The 17,160-nt window shown below is 69.8% G+C and carries 14 protein-coding genes; 11 read left to right on the top strand and 3 right to left on the bottom strand.

The window, feature by feature from the left end:
- Positions 1–29: 29 nt before the first annotated feature.
- The 6 genes from AC1DZA_RS14820 to AC1DZA_RS14845 all read left to right on the top strand — a co-directional run bounded on the left by AC1DZA_RS14820 (position 30) and on the right by AC1DZA_RS14845 (position 8,546).
- Positions 30–1,649: a peptide ABC transporter substrate-binding protein gene (locus AC1DZA_RS14820; protein ID WP_476773304.1), complete on the top strand. Its 1,620-nt coding sequence runs from the start codon at positions 30–32 to the stop codon at positions 1,647–1,649.
- 92 nt (positions 1,650–1,741) lie between these two features.
- Positions 1,742–2,671: an ABC transporter permease gene (locus AC1DZA_RS14825; protein WP_476762528.1), complete on the top strand. Its 930-nt coding sequence runs from the start codon at positions 1,742–1,744 to the stop codon at positions 2,669–2,671.
- Positions 2,661–3,617: an ABC transporter permease gene (locus AC1DZA_RS14830; RefSeq protein WP_476762527.1), complete on the top strand. Its 957-nt coding sequence runs from the start codon at positions 2,661–2,663 to the stop codon at positions 3,615–3,617. Before AC1DZA_RS14825 ends, AC1DZA_RS14830 begins: the two co-directional genes overlap by 11 nt.
- Positions 3,614–5,386, top strand: coding sequence for a dipeptide ABC transporter ATP-binding protein (locus AC1DZA_RS14835; RefSeq protein ID WP_476773305.1), 1,773 nt, complete (start codon positions 3,614–3,616; stop codon positions 5,384–5,386). The genes AC1DZA_RS14830 and AC1DZA_RS14835 overlap by 4 nt, the downstream gene beginning before the upstream one ends.
- Positions 5,387–5,612: 226 nt before the next feature.
- A complete protein-coding gene (gene typA, locus AC1DZA_RS14840; RefSeq protein WP_476762525.1) occupies positions 5,613–7,517 on the top strand; it encodes a translational GTPase TypA in 1,905 nt (634 codons plus the stop codon).
- A 354-nt stretch (positions 7,518–7,871) separates the two neighbouring features.
- Positions 7,872–8,546, top strand: a complete 675-nt coding sequence (locus AC1DZA_RS14845) for a M23 family metallopeptidase (protein ID WP_476773306.1) — start codon at positions 7,872–7,874, stop codon at positions 8,544–8,546.
- A gap of 40 nt (positions 8,547–8,586) precedes the next feature.
- On the opposite strand, the gene AC1DZA_RS14850 is transcribed toward AC1DZA_RS14845, so the two are convergent.
- A complete protein-coding gene (locus tag AC1DZA_RS14850) occupies positions 8,587–9,426 on the bottom strand; it encodes an enoyl-CoA hydratase/isomerase family protein (RefSeq protein ID WP_476773307.1) in 840 nt (279 codons plus the stop codon).
- A gap of 161 nt (positions 9,427–9,587) precedes the next feature.
- Here AC1DZA_RS14850 and AC1DZA_RS14855 point away from each other — a divergent pair, with 161 nt between their 5' ends.
- The 5 genes from AC1DZA_RS14855 (at position 9,588) to AC1DZA_RS14875 (ending at position 13,394) form a co-directional block, all read left to right on the top strand.
- The gene (locus AC1DZA_RS14855; protein ID WP_476773308.1) at positions 9,588–10,049 is read left to right on the top strand and encodes a hypothetical protein; all 462 of its coding nucleotides are present in this window, start codon (positions 9,588–9,590) and stop codon (positions 10,047–10,049) included.
- Positions 10,046–10,453 (top strand): hypothetical protein, encoded by a 408-nt coding sequence (locus AC1DZA_RS14860; protein ID WP_476773309.1) that lies wholly within the window; start codon positions 10,046–10,048, stop codon positions 10,451–10,453. The genes AC1DZA_RS14855 and AC1DZA_RS14860 overlap by 4 nt, the downstream gene beginning before the upstream one ends.
- A gap of 36 nt (positions 10,454–10,489) precedes the next feature.
- Positions 10,490–10,810, top strand: a complete 321-nt coding sequence (fdxA, locus tag AC1DZA_RS14865; RefSeq protein WP_476762582.1) for a ferredoxin — start codon at positions 10,490–10,492, stop codon at positions 10,808–10,810.
- 2 nt (positions 10,811–10,812) lie between these two features.
- Positions 10,813–11,928: a succinyldiaminopimelate transaminase gene (gene dapC, locus AC1DZA_RS14870; protein ID WP_476773310.1), complete on the top strand. Its 1,116-nt coding sequence runs from the start codon at positions 10,813–10,815 to the stop codon at positions 11,926–11,928.
- A gap of 155 nt (positions 11,929–12,083) precedes the next feature.
- On the top strand, positions 12,084–13,394 hold the full coding sequence (locus tag AC1DZA_RS14875; RefSeq protein WP_309979812.1) for a citrate synthase: 1,311 nt from the start codon (positions 12,084–12,086) through the stop codon (positions 13,392–13,394).
- A 91-nt stretch (positions 13,395–13,485) separates the two neighbouring features.
- On the opposite strand, the gene AC1DZA_RS14880 is transcribed toward AC1DZA_RS14875, so the two are convergent.
- Together AC1DZA_RS14880 and dapD are read right to left on the bottom strand one after the other, a co-directional pair.
- A complete protein-coding gene (locus AC1DZA_RS14880) occupies positions 13,486–16,059 on the bottom strand; it encodes a penicillin acylase family protein (RefSeq protein ID WP_476773311.1) in 2,574 nt (857 codons plus the stop codon).
- A gap of 84 nt (positions 16,060–16,143) precedes the next feature.
- Positions 16,144–17,103, bottom strand: coding sequence for a 2,3,4,5-tetrahydropyridine-2,6-dicarboxylate N-succinyltransferase (gene dapD, locus AC1DZA_RS14885; protein WP_476762585.1), 960 nt, complete (start codon positions 17,101–17,103; stop codon positions 16,144–16,146).
- Positions 17,104–17,160 lie beyond the last annotated feature (57 nt).

Below are 17,160 nucleotides of genomic sequence, written 5' to 3' on the forward strand. Positions count from 1 at the left end.
TGTCGACGCACATCTCACCAGGAGGAACATTGAAGATCAAGAGATTTGGCGTTGTCGCCATTGCTCTTGCGGCCGCGGGAGCGCTCACGCTCTCGGGCTGCACCAGCGGTGACGCCTCGTCGTCGGCCGGCGCCGGCGACACCAGCGCCGTCATCACCACGAACGGTTCTGAGCCCCAGAACCCGCTGGTCCCGACGAACACCAACGAGACCGGTGGTGGCAAGATCCTCGACGCGATCTTCGCGGGCCTGATCTACTACGACGCCAAGGGCGCTCCCGTCAACGACGTCGCCGAGTCGATCGAGACCGACGACGCGCAGAACTACACCATCAAGCTCAAGGCCGACCAGAAGTTCTCGAACGGCGAGCCGGTCACGGCCAACTCGTTCGTCGACGCCTGGAACTACGGCGCACTCCTCTCGAACGAGCAGCTCTCGAGCTACTTCTTCGAGTCGATCGAGGGCTTCAGCTACGACGAGGACTCGGAGCTCACGGGCCTCGAGGTCGTCGACGACACGACCTTCACGGTCAAGCTCAAGCAGCCCGAGTCGGACTTCCCGCTGCGCCTCGGCTACTCGGCGTTCTACCCGCTGCCCGAGTCGGCCTTCGAGGACATGGAAGCCTTCGGTGAGAACCCGGTCGGCAACGGCCCCTACATGCTCGACGGCGAAGGCGCCTGGAAGCACAACGAGAAGATCGACCTCGTCGTGAACCCCGACTACGACGGCCCGCGCAAGCCGGCCAACGGCGGGCTCGACATCGTCTTCTACGCCACGCAGGAAGCGGCCTACGCCGACCTCCAGGGCGGCAACCTCGACGTGCTCGACGCCATCCCTGACGGCGCGCTGTCGACCTTCCAGGACGAGTTCGGCGACCGCTCGGTCACGCAGGCCGCGGCGATCTTCCAGTCGTTCACCGTCCCCGACCGTCTCGCCCACTTCGGTGGCGAGGAGGGCAAGCTCCGTCGCGCCGCCATCTCGAAGGCGATCGACCGCGAGGAGATCACCGACGTGATCTTCTCCGGCACCCGCACCCCGGCGCACGACTTCACCTCGCCGGTCATCGACGGCTACTCCGAGGACATCCCCGGTTCCGAGGTGCTCGACTTCGACGCCGACGAGGCGAAGAAGCTGTGGGCCGAGGCCGACGCGATCGCCCCGTGGGACGGCACCTTCCAGATCGCCTACAACGCTGACGGCGGCCACCAGGCCTGGGTCGACGCTGTGGCGAACCAGCTGAAGAACAACCTCGGCATCGACGCGTCGGGCGCTCCGTACCCGACCTTCGCCGAGGTCCGCACCGCGATCACCGACCGCACCATCCAGACCGGCTTCCGCACCGGTTGGCAGGCCGACTACCCGGCCCTGTTCAACTTCCTCGGCCCGATCTACGCGACGGGTGCCGGCTCGAACGACGGTGACTACTCGAACCCCGAGTTCGACGCCCTGCTCAAGGAGGGCCTCGCGCTCACTGACCTCGACGCCGCGAACGAGAAGTTCCAGCAGGCGCAGGAGATCCTCTTCAAGGACCTCCCCGCGATCCCGCTGTGGTACTCCACGGTCAACGGCGCGTGGAGCGAGTCGGTCGACGACGTCGAGTTCGGCTGGAACTCGGTGCCGCTGTACTACCAGGTCACCAAGAGCGAGTAATTCTCGTTCTGGGGCACTCCGGGTTTAGACTCTGAGGCGCCCGTGGGGGGGGGGGGCACATGTCAACAATCACGAACAGCGGGGCCTGATCCATGGCCGGCTACATCGTGCGCCGACTGCTTCAGGCGATCCCTGTCCTGCTCGGCACCACCTTCCTGATCTACTACATGGTCTTCGCAATGCCCGGAGACCCGATCGTCGCCCTGTTCGGCGACAAGACGCCGCCGCCGCAGGTGCTCGAGCAGCTGCGCGAGCGCTACCACCTGGACCAGCCGTTCATCGTCCAGTACCTGATCTTCCTCGGCAACATCTTCCGCGGCGATCTCGGCACCTCGTTCTCGGGTCAGCCCGTCTCCGAGATCCTCGCGACGACGTTCCCGGTCACGCTCCGCCTCGCCGTCATCGCCGTCTTCTTCGAGATGGTCTTCGGCATCTCGGTCGGCCTCATCTCCGGCCTCCGCAAGGGCGGCATCTTCGACGCGAGCGCGCTGGTGGTGAGCCTCATCCTCATCTCGCTCCCGATCTTCGTGGTCGCCTTCGTGGCGCAGTACATCTTCGGCATCCAGTTGGGGTGGTTCCGCACCACGGTCGGTCCGGGTGCTCCAACGCAAGACCTGATATTGCCGGCGCTGGTGCTGGCGACCATCAGCTTCGCCCAGATCACTCGACTGACGAGGGCGTCAGTCATCGACACGGGCACGCAGGACTTCGTTCGCACCGCCGCGAGCAAGGGCCTGTCCCGCAGCCGGATCGTCCCCGTGCACATCCTGCGCAACTCGCTCATCCCCGTCGTCACCTATCTCGCCGTCGACTTCGGCGTGCTGATGGTCGGCGCGACGGTCACCGAGGGCATCTTCAACGTGCCCGGCGTCGGCCGCACCCTCTACCAGGCGATCATCCGCGGAGAGGGACCCACCGTCGTCTCCTTCGTGACCGTCATGGTGCTGATCTACCTCGTGGTGAACCTGCTGGTGGATCTGCTGTACGCCGTTCTCGACCCGAGGATCCGCTATGCCAAGTAACATCACCAGACCAGACCAGCAGCACTTCGTCGCTCCGCTTGAGGAGACCCCGCTCGTCGCGATCGACAAGGTCAAGACGGAGGGCAAGCCCACCAACCTCTGGATCGACGCGTGGAACGACGTGCGCAAGCGCCCGATGTTCTGGATCTCGTCGGTCCTCATCGTGCTCGTCGTCGTCGTCGCCCTGTTCCCGGGCCTGTTCACGCAGGTCGCCCCGAACAACGACTGCCAGCTGTCCAACAGCAACGGCGGCCCCGCCGACGGCCACCCGCTCGGGTTCACCAAGCAGGGCTGCGACATCTACTCGCGCATCATCCACGGCACGTCGACCTCGCTGTCGGTGGGCATCATCGTGACCGTGCTGGTGTTCGTGCTCGGCATCGTCTTCGGCGCCTTCGCGGGCTTCTACGGCGGCTGGATCGATTCGGTCCTCTCGCGCCTCGGCGACATCTTCTTCTCGATCCCCTACATCCTCGCGGCCGTGGTCATCATGTCGGTGTTCTCGCAGTACGCGAACGTGTGGGTGATCTCACTCGCCATCGGCATATTCGCGTGGCCGGCGACGGCCCGCGTGCTGAGAGCGGAGATCCTCAGGGTGAAGAACGCCGACTTCGTGATGGCCGCGACGGCGCTCGGCGTCTCGCGCTTCCGGATCCTGGTCCGTCACGTGCTCCCCAACTCGATCGCCCCGGTCATCGTCATCACGACGATCTCGCTCGCCGCGGCCATCGTCGCCGAGGCGACGCTGTCGTTCCTCGGCGTCGGCCTGCCCTCGAGCACCATGTCCTGGGGCAATGACATCAGCGCCGCCCAGACCGACCTCCGCACGGCGCCGCAGGTGCTGATCCTGCCGTCGGTCGCGCTGTCGATCACCGTGCTGAGCTTCATCATGCTGGGCGAGGTCATCCGTGACGCGCTCGACCCGAAGGCGAGGGCCCAGCGATGACCGAGATCGTGAACGGAAGCAACGTGCAGCAGCGCACCGCGGTCGATGTCGGGGAGCGCCCGCTCCTCGAGATCAAGGACCTCCAGGTCGGATTCACCACCCAGGACGGCCTGGTCAAGGCCGTCGACGGGGTGAACATCACCCTCTACCGCGGGCAGAGCCTCGCGATCGTGGGGGAGTCCGGTTCCGGCAAGTCCACGACCGCGCACGCGATCATCAACCTCCTCCCCGGCACGGGTCACGTGTCGGGCGGCCAGATCCTCCTCGACGGGCAGGACCTCACCAAGGCCTCGCCCAAGGAGATGGAGGGCATCCGCGGTCGGAAGATCGGCTTCGTGCCCCAGGACCCGATGTCGAACCTCAACCCCGTGTGGTCGATCGGCTTCCAGGTCGAGGAGGCCATCAAGGCCAACGGCATCGCGACCGGCCGCAAGGAGGTCAAGCAGCGCGCCATCGAGGTGCTGAAGCAGGCCGGCCTGCAGGACGCCGACCGGCGCCTGAAGCAGTTCCCGCACCAGTTCTCGGGCGGCATGCGCCAGCGCGTGCTCATCGGCATGGGACTCGCTGCCGACCCGCAGCTGCTCATCGCCGACGAGCCAACCTCGGCGCTCGACGTCACCGTGCAGCGCGTCATCCTCGACCACCTCGAGTCGCTCACCCGCGAGCTCGGCACGACCCTGCTGTTCATCACGCACGACCTCGGCCTCGCCGCGGAGCGCGCCGAGCAGCTCGTGGTCATGTACAAGGGCAAGGTCGTCGAGTCGGGCCCGTCGGCGCAGATCCTGCAGAACCCGCAGCACCCGTACACGCAGCGGCTGGTCGCCGCGGCGCCGAGCCTCGCCTCGCGCCGCATCCAGGCCAGCGGCAGCATCGCCGCGGCGGAGTCGTCCATGGCGTCCGACGCGTCGCACGCCGCCGGTGACACCATCGACCTCATCGCCACGGCCGAGGCCCGTGCCGAGGCGCTCGCGGCTGCGGCATCCGCTCCGCCCGCGATCATCGTCGAGGACCTCACCAAGGTCTTCAAGATCCGCGGTTCGGGCGAGTTCACCGCGGTCGACAACGTGTCGTTCCAGATCCCGAAGGGCACCACGATGGCGCTCGTCGGCGAGTCCGGTTCGGGCAAGTCGACGGTCGCGAAGATGCTCCTCAAGCTCGAGAATGCGACGAGCGGCAAGATCGTGGTCGGCGGGAAGGACCTGGCGAGCGTCACCGGCAAGGAGCTCTTCAACCTCCGCAGCCGGATGCAGCCAGTGTTCCAGGATCCGTACGGCTCGCTGAATCCACTGCGGAACATCGGCAACACGATCGCGGAGCCGCTGCACACGCACAAGGTCGGCACGAAGGCCACGCGCCGCGCTCGGGTGCTCGAGCTGCTCGACCAGGTGTCGCTGCCGAGTGCGCTCGTCAGCCGGTACCCGAATGAGCTCTCGGGCGGCCAGCGTCAGCGCATCGCGATCGCGCGGGCGCTCGCGCTGAAGCCCGAGATCCTGGTGCTCGACGAGGCGGTCTCCGCCCTCGACGTGCTGGTGCAGGCGCAGATCCTGCGCCTGCTCGCGGACCTGCAGGCCGAGCTCGGGCTCACGTACCTGTTCATCACGCACGACCTGGCCGTCGTGCGGGTCATCGCCGACCACGTGTCGGTGATGCAGCGGGGTCGGATCGTCGAGTCGGCCACGACCGACGAGGTGTTCGACAACCCCAAGGAGCAGTACACCCGCGACCTGCTCGCGGCGATCCCCGGGGCCGGCATCGAGCTCGGGGCGTAGCCCGAAGCACCATCCGAACGCCCGGCATCCGCTCACCCGGATGCCGGGCGTTCGGCGTTCCCAGCCGAACCCGCGCCTCGCACGGTAGGCTTGTCGGGTGCGCGCCGTGGAATCGGCTTCGCGCGATCCCACAGACCTTCACACCCAGCGCTTCCGCGCTGCCGCCGCGCCGCCCGCGAGGGCCGCGTCGGTGCCACGTGACGACACGCATCACTGAGGACCAACCATGGCCAACGCCACCCGCAACGACCTGCGCAACGTCGCGATCGTCGCCCACGTCGACCACGGCAAGACGACGCTCGTCGACGCCATGCTCAAGCAGACCCATTCGTTCGCCGACCACGCCCACGTCGACGAGCGCGCCATGGACTCGAACGAGCTCGAGCGTGAGAAGGGCATCACGATCCTCGCCAAGAACACGGCGATCAGCTACGAGGGCGTGCACGCGCCCGACGGTCCCGTGACGATCAACGTGATCGACACCCCGGGTCACGCCGACTTCGGCGGCGAGGTCGAGCGCGGCCTCTCGATGGTCGACGGCGTCGTGCTCCTCGTCGACGCGTCCGAGGGTCCGCTGCCCCAGACCCGGTTCGTGCTCCGCAAGGCGCTCGAGGCCCGGCTGCCGGTCATCCTCCTCGTGAACAAGACCGACCGCCCCGACGCTCGTATCGCCGAGGTCGAGGAGGAGAGCCACGACCTGCTGCTCGGACTCGCGAGCGACCTCGTCGACGACGTGCCCGACCTCGACGTCGACGCGCTGCTCGACGTGCCGGTCGTCTACGCGTCGGGCAAGGCCGGTCGCGCGTCGCTCACCCGTCCGGCCGACGGCTCGCTCCCGGCCGAAGACGACCTCGAGCCGCTCTTCGGCGCGATCATCGAGCACATCCCGGCGCCGAGCTACGACGACGAGGCACCGCTGCAGGCGTGGGTCACGAACCTCGACGCCTCGCCGTTCCTCGGCCGCCTCGCGCTGCTGCGCGTCTTCAACGGCCGCATCCGCAAGGGCCAGACCGTGGCCTGGGTGCGTCACGACGGCTCGCACTCGAACGTGCGCGTGACCGAGCTCCTGAAGACGAAGGCGCTCGAGCGCTTCCCCGCCGAGGAGGCCGGCCCCGGCGACATCATCGCCGTCGCGGGCTTCGAGGACATCACGATCGGCGAGACGCTCGCCGATCCCGATGACGTGCGCCCCTTGCCCGCGATCCACGTCGACGACCCCGCGATCTCGATGACCATCGGCACGAACACCTCGCCGATCGTCGGCAAGGTGAAGGGCCACAAGCTCACGGCGCGCATGGTCAAGGACCGCCTCGACCGCGAGCTCGTCGGCAATGTGTCGCTCAAGGTGCTCGACATCGGCCGTCCCGACGCGTGGGAGGTGCAGGGCCGCGGTGAGCTCGCGCTCGCGATCCTCGTCGAGCAGATGCGACGCGAGGGCTACGAGCTCACGGTGGGCAAGCCCCAGGTGGTCACCAGGCAGGTGAACGGCAAGACGCACGAGCCGTACGAGCACCTCACGATCGACGCGCCCGAGGAGTACCTCGGTGCGATCACCCAGCTCCTGGCCTCGCGCAAGGGCCGCATGGACAACATGTCGAACCACGGCACGGGCTGGGTGCGCATGGAGTTCATCGTGCCGAGCCGCGGCCTCATCGGGTTCCGTACCGAGTTCCTCACGACGACACGCGGTACGGGCATCGCGAACGCGATCTCGCACGGGTACGACGAGTGGGCCGGTCAGATCGTCACGCGCAACAACGGCTCGATCGTCGCCGACCGCGCGGGCGTCGTCACGCCGTTCGCGATCATCGCCCTGCAGGAGCGCATGACGTTCTTCGTGAACCCGACCGAAGAGGTCTACGAGGGCATGGTCATCGGCGAGAACTCGCGCAACGACGACATGGACGTGAACATCACCAAGGAGAAGAAGCTGACCAACATGCGCCAGTCGACCTCCGACACCTTCGAGTCGATGACACCGTCGCGCCAGCTCACGCTGGAGGAGTGCCTCGAGTTCGCCCGCGAGGACGAGTGCGTCGAGGTCACGCCCGAGAAGGTACGCATCCGCAAGGTCGAGCTCGACCAGACCGCGCGCGCCCGTGCGACCTCGCGCCTGAAGAAGCAGGGCTGATTCACAGGTTCAGCATCCGATGAGCGGATGTCTCGAGCGCGAGCTCGGGGCATCCGCTCAGTTCATTGCGCGCTCCGCAACGGAAAGCGGATGCCGAACCGACGAGGTAACGGTCGGGTAACGGATGAATCTCCCAGATTCGGTGCGTACGGTAGCCAGGATCGCCTCGAGACTTCTGACCCGGATACGTAACGCACCTGCATGAATTCCCCCACTCACGGCCGCCGCGCCGCCCCGAAGCCCCCTGCCTCCTCCCGCGCCCGCACCTTCGGTGCCGGCCCCCGCGCCTCCCGCACGAGTCCTGACCGCACCCCTCGCAGCCGATCGCTGCGGCCCGCGTTCTCGATGATCGCGATGACGTTCGCCTCGGGCATGCTCGTCGCGACGAGCGTGCCGGCCCTCGCGATCACCGCGACCGACGCCGAGCCGCGCGCCTCCGTGTACGCTCCGATCGAGGACTCGATCACGCTCGCCCCGCAGACCATCGAGGTCGCGCACGAGGCCGAGCTGAAGCCCATGGCGGTCGAGGGCTACGCGGTCGAGGCCGCTCCGCCGCCCCTCCTCTCCCAGGTCGCGGGCCTCGGAAGCGTCTCGATCATCAAGGCCGACCTCGTCGTCTGGCCGGTGCTGACGCCGCAGAAGCGCTCGGACGGCTTCGGCCCCCGGAACGCGCCCTGCGCCGGCTGCTCGACGAGCCACGACGGCGTCGACTTCAATCCGGGCAACGGTTCGCCCGTGATGTCGATCGCCGACGGAGTCGTGGTGCTGGCCACCGAGAACGGCGGCGGGCTGGGCGTGAACGTCGAGGTGCAGCACAACATCGACGGCGAGCTCATCACGAGCTCGTACGCGCACATGCAGTTCGGCTCGCTGCAGGTCGTCGAGGGCCAGCGTGTGAGCGCGGGCCAGCAGCTCGGCGTCGTCGGCACGACTGGCCAGTCCACCGGCCCGCACATGCACCTCGAGATGTTCGGCGCCGACGGCGTTCGCTTCGACGGCTTCGCCTGGCTCGACGACCACATCGCCTGAGAAGGGCCGCCCGGTCGCGAACCGGGTCGGTCGCTCCCGGTCAGGCGGGCGTGGCGCCGGCGCCGGCGCCATCGGTGAACCGCGGCTCGCGCTTCTCGAGGAAGGCGGCCACGCCCTCGGCCTTGTCGCCGGTGCAGAACGCGTCCTCGAAGCCCGCGATCTCGAGTTCGGTGGCGGTGTCGGTGGCCCGGCCGGATGCCGCGACGAGCACGCGCTTGGCGATGCCGACCGCCGACGCCGAGCCGGTCGCCATGAGCTCCACGGTCTCCCGTGCTCCGGCCAGGAGGGTCTCGTGGTCCTCGAACCGCCGCAGCACGAGCCCCGCGGCCACGGCCTCCTCGATGCCGATCTGGCGCCCGGTATAGATCAGCTCGCGCGCGCGTGCGGGCCCGACCACTCGGGGCAGCCGCACGGTGCCGCCGAACCCGGGGATGAGGCCGAGCTTCACCTCGGGCTGGCCGAAGCGCGAGGCATCCGTCGCGTAGATGAAGTCGCACGCCAGCGCGAGCTCGAGCCCGCCGCCCAGCGCGAAGCCGTCGACGCAGGCGATGACCGGAAGGGGGAGCGCCTCGATCGTGGCGGCCACGCGATGACCGAGTCGCGCGGTCTCCGCCCCCTCGGCCGGGGTGGACTGCGACAGCGCCCGGATGTCGGCACCGGCGACGAACGCCCGCCCGCCCGCGCCGACGAGCAGCACTCCGGCGAGGTCGCCCGGGTCCTCCGACAGGCCGCCGAACACGTGGTCCAGCGCGCCGAGCACCTCGGGGGAGAGGGCGTTGAGCGACTTCGGGCGGTCGATGACGACGGTGGCGACGCGGCCGTCGCGTTCGACGCGCACCGCCCGCTCGTCGCCGTGGCTCGTCGCTGCGGCATCCGACATCGTCATCGATCCTTCCCGGCGGGCGGCCCCGCGACGCCCACCACGCTACGGCATCGGCGGCGCCCGTCGCCGGGCGGTAGACTCCGACGCGAGCGGATGCCGGGGGCACCGCCGGGCCGTGCGATCTTCCCGTGCCCGTCCACGCCAGCGAGGAGTTCGCCATGACGACCCTGACGACCACGACCCGCGCCGCCACCGCCATGGCGATCGCGGGCCTCACCGCGTCGCTGCTCACCGGATGCTTCGGCAACCCCGCCGACCTCGTCAACAAGGGCGTCGAGGACGCGATCGAGAGCGCGACCGGCGGAGACGTCAGCCTCGGCGGCGAGCTGCCTGCCGACTTCCCGACGTCGATCCCGCTCATCGACGGCGACGTGACGTTCGCCGGCGGCGCGGGCGATGCCGATGGACAGGGCTGGATCGTCGCCCTCACGTCCTCCGCGGCCGATCCGGTGGGTGACGCGGCAACCGCGCTCGAGGGCGCCGGCTTCACCGAGGACACCACCATGACGGGCGGCGAGGCGGGCGCCCGGATCTTCACGAACCCCGAGTTCTTCGTGCTCGTGGCCGGCGAGGGCGAGACGCTGACGTACACCGTCACCCCCAACACGAACCAGCAGTGAACGACGACGTGAAGCCCTCGCCCTTGGCGCGGGCAGGCATGTACGTGCTCGCCGCGCTGCTCGGCGCCATCTACGGGGCGGTCGCCACGATCGGTCATCGTCAGTCGGTGACCGTCGGCGACGTGGTCGTGCCGTGGGGACTCGTCCTCGCCCTGGCTGGTGTGCTGGCGCTGCTCGTCGGCATCCGCCTCGTCGCCGGCGGACGGTGGGTCGCCGCCGCGGCAGCCGTGGGCGTCATCGGCATGGTCGCGCTGCTCACGCTGCCCGGTCCCGGCGGGTCGGTGCTCGTCGCCGGCGACGTCGTCGGCACCGTGTGGGCGGTCGGCCCCGCGCTCATCGCCGTGCTCGTCGTGGCGTGGCCCGAGCTGCCCCAGAGACGCACCGCACCCGCCGCCGACGCATAGACTTGAGTTCCACCTTCGAGAGGACAGCGAGCCACTGTGACCTATGTCATCGCCCTGCCGTGTGTCGACGTCAAGGACCGCGCCTGCATCGACGAATGCCCCGTCGACTGCATCTACGAGGGTGAACGCTCGCTCTACATCCACCCCGACGAGTGCGTCGACTGCGGCGCCTGCGAGCCCGTGTGCCCCGTCGAGGCGATCTACTACGAGGACGACCTCCCCGAGGAGTGGGCCGACTACTACAAGGCCAACGTCGAGTTCTTCGACGAGGTCGGCTCGCCCGGCGGCGCCGCCAAGGTGGGCGTGATCCCGAAGGACCACCCGCTCATCGCCGCACTGCCGCCGCAGGCCCACTGACGATGGCGCTCGGAGCGCTGCCCGACTACCCCTGGGACCTCATGGCTCCCTATGCGGAGCGCGCGGCCGCGCATCGCGACGGGCTCGTCGACCTGTCCATCGGCTCGCCCGTCGACCCGACGCCCGAGGTCGTGCGTGAGGCGCTCGCCGCCGCGACCGATGCGCACGCCTATCCGCAGACGGTGGGCACTCCGGCGCTGCGCGCCGCGATCGTCGAGTGGTTCGCACGCCGACGCGGCGTCGAGGGGCTCGACGCGGCATCCGTGCTGCCCACCATCGGCTCGAAGGAGCTCGTGGCGCTGCTGCCGTTCATGCTCGGCGTCGGCGAGGGCGACGTGGTCGTGCATCCGCGCGCGGCGTATCCCACCTACGAGATGGGCGCCCTCTTCGCCGGCGCGCGGGCGCTCGCGTCCGACGACCCCGGGGAATGGCCCGATGCGACCCGGCTCATCTGGCTCAACACCCCGGGCAATCCCGACGGTCGGGTGCTCTCGGTCGACGAACTGCGGGCCGCCCGTGAGCGGGCGCGCGAGCTCGGCGCCGTGATCGTCAGCGATGAGTGCTACGCCGAGCTCGGCTGGGATGCACCGTGGGACGAGCAGCCCGTGCCGAGCCTGCTCGACCCGCGCGTCACCGACGGCGACACCCGCCACACGCTCGCCATCTACTCGCTCTCGAAGCAGTCGAACATGGCCGGCTACCGGGCCGCCTTCATCGCCGGATGCCGCGAGTCGATCGCCCGGCTGACCAACGTGCGCAAGCACGCCGGCCTCATGCTGCCGGCGCCGCTGCAGGCGGCCATGGTCGCCGCGCTCGCTGACGAGCAGCACGTCGCCGCGCAGAAGGAGCGGTACCGCGCACGTCGTGACCTCCTCAGGCCGGCGCTCGACGCCGCCGGCTTCCGCATCGACCGGAGCGAGGGCGGCCTCTACCTCTGGGCCACCGAGGGCCGCGACGCGTGGGAGTCCATCGCACGGCTCGCCGACCTCGGCATCCTCGCCGGACCGGGGCACTTCTACGGGGTGCACTACCCCGAGCACGTGCGGCTCTCCCTCACCGCCGACGACGAGCGGGTCGCCGCGGCCTCCGCCCGTCTGCGCGCGTCGGTGGAGGCCTGAGCGCGCCCACTGTGCCATCCGCCAACGGAAGGCGTGATGTCTTGGGGGATGCGACAGTGTGCCCGGAGCACGTCTAGGCTGTATTCGGACCTCGGCCGACTCGGCCCCTGTCCGGAAAGCAGGTGACCGCGCAAGTGACGATCACAGGAGGCGCCGTGAGCGACGTCGTGAACCAGGCCGACGGGAAGACCCCCGCCACGGCGAGCCTCTCGTTCCCGGGCGGCGTCGCGGAGTTCCCGATCCAGCCGGCGATCGACGGCCACTCGAGCATCGACGTCTCGACGCTCACCCGGCAGACGGGCCTCACCGCGCTCGACTACGGCTTCGTGAACACCGCCTCGACGCGGTCGGCGATCACCTACATCGACGGCGAGCAGGGCATCCTCCGCTACCGCGGCTACCCGATCGAGCAGCTCGCCAAGGGCTCCACCTACCTCGAAGTGGCGTGGCTCCTCATCTACGGGCAGCTGCCCACCGCCGACGAGCTGGGCGAGTTCGACGAGAAGATCCGCCGTCACACGCTCCTCCACGAGGACCTGAAGCGGTTCTTCTCCGCGCTGCCCCACACCGCGCATCCCATGTCGGTGCTGTCGAGCGCCGTGTCGGCGCTCTCCACCTACTACGAGGACTCCTCCGACCCGCACGACCTCGACCACGTCGAGCTCACGATGGTCCGGCTGCTCGCGAAGCTCCCCGTCATCGCGGCCTACGCGCACAAGAAGAGCATCGGGCAGGCGTTCCTGTACCCCGACAACTCGCTGAGCTTCGTCGACAACTTCCTGCGCCTGAACTTCGGCAACATGGCCGAGCCGTACGAGATCGACCCGGTGCTCTCGAAGGCGCTCGATCGCCTGCTCATCCTCCACGAGGACCACGAGCAGAACGCGTCCACGTCGACCGTGCGCCTCGTCGGTTCCACCGGCGCCAACCTCTACGCCTCGATCTCCGCGGGCATCCAGGCCCTCTCGGGGCCGCTCCATGGCGGGGCCAACGAGGCCGTGCTGCAGATGCTCGCCCGCATCCAGGACTCGGGCGAGGGCGTCGCGAAGTTCGTCGAGCGCGTGAAGCGCAAGGAGGACGGGGTGAAGCTCATGGGCTTCGGGCACCGCGTCTACAAGAACTACGACCCGCGGGCGAAGCTCGTCAAGGAGTCGGCCGATGAGGTGCTCGCGGGCCTCGGCGTGAACGACCCGCTGCTCGACCTCGCGAAGGAGCTCGAGCAGATCGCCCTCGAGGACGACTACTTCAAGGAGCGTCGCCTCTACCCGAACGTCGACTTCTACACCGGTGTGATCTACAAGGCGATGGGCTTCCCCACGCGCATGTTCACCGTGCTGTTCGCGATCGGGCGCCTGCCCGGGTGGATGGCGCACTGGCGCGAGATGAACCTCGACCCGCAGACGAAGATCGGTCGACCGCAGCAGCTGTACGTGGGCGAGCCCGAGCGCAACTACCCCTCGGCCTAGCGGCGACCGCGGTCGGCTCCGGCTGCGCGGTCTGCCTCGGCTTGGGCGCCGCGCTCGCCCTCGCCGGGCGCGCCCTCGCCGGGCTACCGACTCAGCCGGCGGGCGAGAGGCGCAGGGTCTGCGCCGCCGCGTCCTGCACGGCCGCGAGGGTGAAGGGCCAGGCCCTGGTCTCGCCACGCTGCCACAGCGGCGCCTGGTCGGCGTAGTGCGGGTCGAACGCGTGGCCGGATGCGCCGGTGAGGTTGATCCACCGGGATTCGTCGAGGTCGTCGAGGTCGACGACCATGCGGAGCGACGGCACCCAGTCGACGCCGTAGTCGCCCCGGGCGTCCCAGCCGATCGCGTTGACGATCGCCGAACCGCCGCCGAGCTCGTAGGGGCCTCGGTTGAACAGCCACTCGATGGGGGCGATGCCCGATTCGCCGAAGCTCCGGTTGGTGAGGGTGAGCGTGTGCAGCCGGCCCCAGCGCCAGCCGTCGGGGTCGCTCCCCATGCGGTCGGATGCCTCGGTCCACGCCTCGTCGAGCGCGTGGGCGATCATCGCGTCGCGGCCCGCGACGCCCTCGTGCTCGTTGGTCCACCACGCCGCATCGGGCTCGCCGAGGAGGGTGCCCACGACGCTGAACCACCGGTCGCCGCCGACGGGACGGGTCTGCTCGGGAAGGCCGCCGAACATGTCGTCGAGCAGCGTGCGCCAGAACACGGCGAAGTAGGCGGCCTCGGCGCTGTCCACGTCGGCTCGGGTGTTCCACCCGTCGAGCAGTTCCGCGCCGCGCGCCGCGTCGCCGTCGAGGTCGAGCTCGGCGATGATGGGAAGGAGGGCCGCGGCGTTCGCGTCGGCGGTGTCGAGCTGCATCGTCGCGAGGTCTGCAACGGTGATCTTCTCACCCGAGGCGATGCGTTCCTGCAGCATGCGCTCGATGCCCGAGGCCCGGTAGCCGAGGTCCCAGTCCTTCGTGAGCATCGGGCCCGACGAGCTCACCGCGTTGTTGGCGGTCACGAGGTAGCCGCGCTCGGGGTTGAGCACGGACGGCAACTGGTCGAACGGGACCGTGCCGGACCAGCCGTTCGCGCTCGTCCACCCGGGCAGTGGCACGGTGCCGTCGCCCGTGAGCCGGACGGGGATGGACCCGGGTGCCTGGTATCCGATGTTCCCGTCCACGTCGGCGTAGATGAGGTTCTGGGCGGGCACGTCGAACAGCGCGGCCGCGGACCGGAAGGCGTTCCAGTCCTGGGCGCGATTCATCGCGAAGATCGAGGCGGGCGTGCGGCCGGGCGTCAGCGCGGTCCACTGCAGTGACAGCGCGTACTGGCCGTCGGTCTGGCCGGATGCCGCGGGGTACGCCTGGGCGACCTCGGCGAAGTCCGCGTCGATGTCGGTGACGAGCGGTCCCCTCGCGGTGGACCGCACCGTGATCGCGACGGGATCCCCGCCGGCGACCTCGATGGTCTCCTCGCGGAGCGTCAGGGGGAGCGACGCTCCGTCGTATTCGTAGGCGTCGCCGTCGACGCGTTCGAGGTAGAGGTCGGCGACGTCGGGGCCGAGGTTGGTGAACCCCCAGGCGATGCGCTGGTTGTGCCCGATGATGACGCCGGGAAGGCCGGAGAACGTGTACCCGGCCACGTCGAAGCCGCACGCTTCGCCGACCTCGGCGCAGTGCAGGCCCATCTGCGTCCAGATGGAGGGCATGGCGGGCCCGAGGTGCGGGTCGTTCGCGAGCAGCGGGAGCCCCGACTCCGTGTGCGCGCCCGAGACCACCCACGAGTTCGAGCCGAGGTCGCCGCCCTCCGGCCCCAGGAGCTCGGGGATGCCGTCGAGCAGGTCGCTGAGCCGCGCGACGGGCGCAGCGAAGGAGTCGAGGGTCGCGGCATCCGGGGCGTTCTCGGCGACGGCACCGTCGTCGGGCAGGGGCACGACGTCCGTCGCGGCAGGTGCCGCGGTGACGGGGCCCTCCATGATCGTCGGCATCTGCCCGAAGGGGAACGCCGGGTGGAGCCGGGCGACCTCCTCGGGCGGCAACGCCGTCGCGAGCAGTGCGCGGTCGACCTCGTCCTCGAGGTTCGAGCGCAGGTCCCAGGCCATCGCCTTCAGCCAGGCGATCGAGTCGACGGCCGTCCACGGCTCGGGCTCGTAGCCGGGGTTCTGCAGCCCGAGCACCGCGTACTCGAGCGAGAGCCCGGCGCCGTCGCGTTCGCCGAGGTAGGCGTTCACGCCCTCGGCGTAGGCGTCGTAGTACGCCCGCGACACCGGGTCGAGCAGCGCGTACTCCTGCTCGGCCACGCCCCGCCAGTCGAGCGTGCGGATGAAGGCGTCGGTCGACACCTGCGACTCGCCGAAGAGCTCGGCGACGCGCCCGGCGGTCACGTGCCGGCGGAAGTCCATCTCCCAGAACCGGTCCTGCGCGTGCACGTAGCCCTGCGCGAAGAAGAGGTCGTGGTCGGTCTCGGCCACCAGCTGCGGGATCCCCGCGTCGTCGCGGTACACGATCACGGTCGCGTCGAGGCCGGCGACGTCGACCTCTCCGCTCGTGGTGGGGAAGGAGCGCTGCACCGTCCACCAGCCGAACCCGGCCGCCGCGCCGCCGACGACCAGCACCGCGATGAGGACGACGACCAGGACGGTGAGGCCGCGGTGCCTGCGGGTGCGCGGTGCGTCGGTGCCCACGTCACTCCTTCGTGATGCGCATGACGACGGCCGCCCAGCGGCGGCCTGAGCACCCCACTGTAGTCGACCCGGGGTGGCCGCGCCTCAGGCGTGGAGCGCCGCGTTGAGGGCGACGCCCTCGCCGGTGCGGGAGAGCACCTCGACCTGTCCGTTGAGCGAGTTCCTGCGGAACAGCAGGTTCGGGACGCCCGACAGTTCGACGGCCTTCACGGTACGCCCCGCCTCACCCGCACGGCCCACCAGCACGACCTTCGTGCCGGCCGTGACGTAGAGGCCGGCCTCCACGACCGAGTCGTCGCCGATGGAGATGCCGATGCCCGAGTTCGCCCCGAGCAGGGCGCGCTCGCCGATGGCCACGCGCTGCGTGCCGCCGCCCGAGAGGGTGCCCATGATGGAGGCGCCACCGCCGATGTCGCTGCCGTCGCCGACGACGACGCCCTGTGACACCCGGCCCTCGACCATCGACGTGCCGAGCGTGCCGGCGTTGAAGTTGACGAAGCCCTCGTGCATGACCGTGGTACCGGGAGCGAGGTGGGCGCCGAGGCGCACGCGCGAGGCATCCGCGATGCGCACGCGCTCGGGAGTGACGTAGTCGAGCAGCCGCGGGAACTTGTCGAGCCCGGTCGCGTGGATGCCGGCGCGCTGCAGCGTCGGCCGCAGGCGGTCGAAGTCGGCGGGATGCACCGGGCCGGCGTTCGTCCACACCACGGCGGGGAGGTGGGCGAAGATGCCGTCGAGGTTCACCTCGTTCGGTCGTGCCAGCAGGTGCGACAGCACGTGGAGTCGGAGGTAGGCGTCAGAGGTACCCGTGGGCGGGGCATCGAGGTCCACCTGCACCGTGACCGCCTCGACGGCGACGGCGCGGCGGTCGTCGGGTCCGGTGAGCGGGCGGAGCTCGACCGGCAGTGCCGAGCCGTCGGCGGCGCCCAGCGCCGGTGAGGGGTACCAGGTGTCGAGCACGGTGCCGTCGGCGGCGACCGTCGCGAGGCCGTGGCCCCACGCGAGGCGGGCAGGCGAGGAGGCGGTGTCGGTGCTGGCGGGCATGCCTCCAGCGTATCGGCGGACCCGCCCCACGCGGCATCCGTGACGTGCGATGGCGAC

The sequence above is a fragment of the Agromyces sp. P2_B3 genome (assembly GCF_056404815.1).